This is a genomic window from Streptococcus mitis (assembly GCF_009496285.1).
GTDB lineage: Bacteria > Bacillota > Bacilli > Lactobacillales > Streptococcaceae > Streptococcus > Streptococcus mitis_BP.
Genome location: NZ_WIJK01000043.1, coordinates 1 through 5060, shown reverse-complemented (window position 1 = coordinate 5060; position 5060 = coordinate 1). Strand labels below are relative to the sequence as shown.

General features: G+C 49.7%; 1 tRNA gene and 3 rRNA genes. All 4 read left to right on the top strand.

From position 1 onward, the window contains the following. Window positions 1-167: 167 nt before the first annotated feature. The 4 genes from GEZ89_RS09305 to rrf all read left to right on the top strand — a co-directional run bounded on the left by GEZ89_RS09305 (window position 168) and on the right by rrf (window position 5059). Window positions 168-1714: ribosomal RNA gene (locus GEZ89_RS09305) — 16S ribosomal RNA — on the top strand. 50 nt (window positions 1715-1764) lie between these two features. After that, window positions 1765-1837: transfer RNA gene (locus tag GEZ89_RS09300), tRNA-Ala, on the top strand. A 125-nt stretch (window positions 1838-1962) separates the two neighbouring features. Further along, window positions 1963-4866 (top strand): 23S ribosomal RNA (locus GEZ89_RS09295). Window positions 4867-4943: 77 nt separating this feature from the next. After that, window positions 4944-5059, top strand: a 5S ribosomal RNA gene (gene rrf / locus GEZ89_RS09290). The 16S, 23S and 5S rRNA genes sit together here with 1 tRNA gene alongside, the layout of an rRNA operon. Window position 5060: the final 1 nt, after the last annotated feature.

Sequence of the window (5060 nt, the reverse complement as noted above, 5' to 3'; positions counted from 1 at the left end):
CTGTGATATACTAATATAGTTGTCACTTGAGAGAAGTGAGTGACAAAGACCTTTGAAAACTGAACAAGACGAACCAATGTGCAGGGCACTACAACTAAGGTTGTAGTACTGAACAATGAAAAAAACAATAAATCTGTCAGTGACAGAAATGAGTGAGAACTCAAACTTTTAATGAGAGTTTGATCCTGGCTCAGGACGAACGCTGGCGGCGTGCCTAATACATGCAAGTAGAACGCTGAAGGAGGAGCTTGCTTCTCCGGATGAGTTGCGAACGGGTGAGTAACGCGTAGGTAACCTGCCTGGTAGCGGGGGATAACTATTGGAAACGATAGCTAATACCGCATAACAGTAGATATTGCATGATATCTGCTTGAAAGGTGCAATTGCATCACTACCAGATGGACCTGCGTTGTATTAGCTAGTTGGTGAGGTAATGGCTCACCAAGGCGACGATACATAGCCGACCTGAGAGGGTGATCGGCCACACTGGGACTGAGACACGGCCCAGACTCCTACGGGAGGCAGCAGTAGGGAATCTTCGGCAATGGACGGAAGTCTGACCGAGCAACGCCGCGTGAGTGAAGAAGGTTTTCGGATCGTAAAGCTCTGTTGTAAGAGAAGAACGAGTGTGAGAGTGGAAAGTTCACACTGTGACGGTATCTTACCAGAAAGGGACGGCTAACTACGTGCCAGCAGCCGCGGTAATACGTAGGTCCCGAGCGTTGTCCGGATTTATTGGGCGTAAAGCGAGCGCAGGCGGTTAGATAAGTCTGAAGTTAAAGGCTGTGGCTTAACCATAGTACGCTTTGGAAACTGTTTAACTTGAGTGCAAGAGGGGAGAGTGGAATTCCATGTGTAGCGGTGAAATGCGTAGATATATGGAGGAACACCGGTGGCGAAAGCGGCTCTCTGGCTTGTAACTGACGCTGAGGCTCGAAAGCGTGGGGAGCAAACAGGATTAGATACCCTGGTAGTCCACGCCGTAAACGATGAGTGCTAGGTGTTAGACCCTTTCCGGGGTTTAGTGCCGCAGCTAACGCATTAAGCACTCCGCCTGGGGAGTACGACCGCAAGGTTGAAACTCAAAGGAATTGACGGGGGCCCGCACAAGCGGTGGAGCATGTGGTTTAATTCGAAGCAACGCGAAGAACCTTACCAGGTCTTGACATCCCTCTGATCGCTCTAGAGATAGAGTTTTCCTTCGGGACAGAGGTGACAGGTGGTGCATGGTTGTCGTCAGCTCGTGTCGTGAGATGTTGGGTTAAGTCCCGCAACGAGCGCAACCCCTATTGTTAGTTGCCATCATTCAGTTGGGCACTCTAGCGAGACTGCCGGTAATAAACCGGAGGAAGGTGGGGATGACGTCAAATCATCATGCCCCTTATGACCTGGGCTACACACGTGCTACAATGGCTGGTACAACGAGTCGCAAGTCGGTGACGGCAAGCTAATCTCTTAAAGCCAGTCTCAGTTCGGATTGTAGGCTGCAACTCGCCTACATGAAGTCGGAATCGCTAGTAATCGCGGATCAGCACGCCGCGGTGAATACGTTCCCGGGCCTTGTACACACCGCCCGTCACACCACGAGAGTTTGTAACACCCGAAGTCGGTGAGGTAACCTTTTAGGAGCCAGCCGCCTAAGGTGGGATAGATGATTGGGGTGAAGTCGTAACAAGGTAGCCGTATCGGAAGGTGCGGCTGGATCACCTCCTTTCTAAGGATAAGGAATGCACATTGGTCTTGTTTAGTCTTGAGAGGTCTTGTGGGGCCTTAGCTCAGCTGGGAGAGCGCCTGCTTTGCACGCAGGAGGTCAGCGGTTCGATCCCGCTAGGCTCCATTGGTGAGAGATCACCAAGTAATGCACATTGAAAATTGAATATCTATATCAAATAGTAACAAGAAAATAAACCGAAAACGCTGTAGTATTAATAAGAGTTTATGACTGAAAGGTCAGAAAAATAAGGTTAAGTTAATAAGGGCGCACGGTGGATGCCTTGGCACTAGGAGCCGAAGAAGGACGTGACAAACGACGATATGCCTTGGGTAGCTGTAAGTAAGCGATGATCCAGGGATTTCCGAATGGGGGAACCCAACAGGTACTACCTGTTACCCATATCTGTTAAGGATATGAGGAGGAAGACGCAGTGAACTGAAACATCTAAGTAGCTGCAGGAAGAGAAAGCAAAAGCGATTGCCTTAGTAGCGGCGAGCGAAACGGCAGAAGGGCAAACCGAAGAGTTTACTCTTCGGGGTTGTAGGACTGCAATGTGGACTCAAAGACTATAGAAGAATGGTTTGGGAAAATCAGCCAAAGAGAGTGATAGCCTCGTATTCAAAATAGTCTTTGTACCTAGCAGTATCCTGAGTACGGCGGGACACGTGAAATCCCGTCGGAATCTGGGAGGACCATCTCCCAACCCTAAATACTCCCTAGTGACCGATAGTGAACCAGTACCGTGAGGGAAAGGTGAAAAGCACCCCGGGAGGGGAGTGAAATAGAACCTGAAACCGTGTGCCTACAACAAGTTCGAGCCCGTTAATGGGTGAGAGCGTGCCTTTTGTAGAATGAACCGGCGAGTTACGATATGATGCGAGGTTAAGTTGAAGAGACGGAGCCGTAGGGAAACCGAGTCTGAACAGGGCGAGTTAGTATCATGTCGTAGACCCGAAACCATGTGACCTACCCATGAGCAGGTTGAAGGTGCGGTAAGACGCACTGGAGGACCGAACCAGGGCACGTTGAAAAGTGCTTGGATGACTTGTGGGTAGCGGAGAAATTCCAAACGAACTTGGAGATAGCTGGTTCTCTCCGAAATAGCTTTAGGGCTAGCGTCGACATTAGAGATTCTTGGAGGTAGAGCACTGTTTGGGTGAGGGGTCCATCCCGGATTACCAATCTCAGATAAACTCCGAATGCCAATGAATTATGGTCGGCAGTCAGACTGCGAGTGCTAAGATCCGTAGTCGAAAGGGAAACAGCCCAGACCACCAGCTAAGGTCCCAAAATAATTGTTAAGTGGAAAAGGATGTGGGGTTGCACAGACAACTAGGATGTTAGCTTAGAAGCAGCTATTCATTCAAAGAGTGCGTAATAGCTCACTAGTCGAGTGACCCTGCGCCGAAAATGTACCGGGGCTAAAACAATTTACCGAAGCTGTGGATACCTTTATAGGTATGGTAGGAGAGCGTTCTATGTGTGAAGAAGGTGTACCGTGAGGAGTGCTGGAACGCATAGAAGTGAGAATGCCGGTATGAGTAGCGAAAGACAGGTGAGAATCCTGTCCACCGTAAGACTAAGGTTTCCAGGGGAAGGCTCGTCCGCCCTGGGTTAGTCGGGACCTAAGGAGAGACCGAAAGGTGTATCCGATGGACAACAGGTTGATATTCCTGTACTAGAGTATGTAGTGATGGAGGGACGCAGTAGGCTAACTAAAGCAGACGATTGGAAGTGTCTGTCTAAGCAGTGAGGTGTGAATTGAGTTAAATGCTTAGTTCTATAACATTGAGCTGTGATGGGGAGCGAAGTTTAGTAGCGAAGTTAGTGACGTCACACTGCCAAGAAAAGCTTCTAGCGTTTAAACATACTCTACCCGTACCGCAAACCGACACAGGTAGTCGAGGCGAGTAGCCTCAGGTGAGCGAGAGAACTCTCGTTAAGGAACTCGGCAAAATGACCCCGTAACTTCGGGAGAAGGGGTGCTGACTTAAAGTCAGCCGCAGTGAATAGGCCCAAGCAACTGTTTATCAAAAACACAGCTCTCTGCTAAATCGTAAGATGATGTATAGGGGGTGACGCCTGCCCGGTGCTGGAAGGTTAAGAGGAGTGCTTAGCGGTAACGCGAAGGTATGAATTGAAGCCCCAGTAAACGGCGGCCGTAACTATAACGGTCCTAAGGTAGCGAAATTCCTTGTCGGGTAAGTTCCGACCCGCACGAAAGGCGTAATGATTTGGGCACTGTCTCAACGAGAGACTCGGTGAAATTTTAGTACCTGTGAAGATGCAGGTTACCCGCGACAGGACGGAAAGACCCCATGGAGCTTTACTGCAGTTTGATATTGAGTGTCTGTACCACATGTACAGGATAGGTAGGAGTCTAAGAGATCGGGACGCCAGTTTCGAAGGAGACGCTGTTGGGATACTACCCTTGTGTTATGGCCACTCTAACCCAGATAGGTGATCCCTATCGGAGACAGTGTCTGACGGGCAGTTTGACTGGGGCGGTCGCCTCCTAAAAGGTAACGGAGGCGCCCAAAGGTTCCCTCAGAATGGTTGGAAATCATTCGCAGAGTGTAAAGGTATAAGGGAGCTTGACTGCGAGAGCTACAACTCGAGCAGGGACGAAAGTCGGGCTTAGTGATCCGGTGGTTCCGTATGGAAGGGCCATCGCTCAACGGATAAAAGCTACCCTGGGGATAACAGGCTTATCTCCCCCAAGAGTTCACATCGACGGGGAGGTTTGGCACCTCGATGTCGGCTCGTCGCATCCTGGGGCTGTAGTCGGTCCCAAGGGTTGGGCTGTTCGCCCATTAAAGCGGCACGCGAGCTGGGTTCAGAACGTCGTGAGACAGTTCGGTCCCTATCCGTCGCGGGCGTAGGAAATTTGAGAGGATCTGCTCCTAGTACGAGAGGACCAGAGTGGACTTACCGCTGGTGTACCAGTTGTCTTGCCAAAGGCATCGCTGGGTAGCTATGTAGGGAAGGGATAAACGCTGAAAGCATCTAAGTGTGAAACCCACCTCAAGATGAGATTTCCCATGATTTTATATCAGTAAGAGCCCTGAGAGATGATCAGGTAGATAGGTTAGAAGTGGAAGTGTGGCGACACATGTAGCGGACTAATACTAATAGCTCGAGGACTTATCCAAAGTAACTGAGAATACGAAGTGTGAAGGTTTTCTTGGAATTTGATAGATATTCAATTTTGAGTAGGTATTACTCAAAGTTAAGTGACGATAGCCTAGGAGATACACCTGTACCCATGCCGAACACAGAAGTTAAGCCCTAGAACGCCGGAAGTAGTTGGGGGTTGCCCCCTGTGAGATAAGGAAGTCGCTTAGCT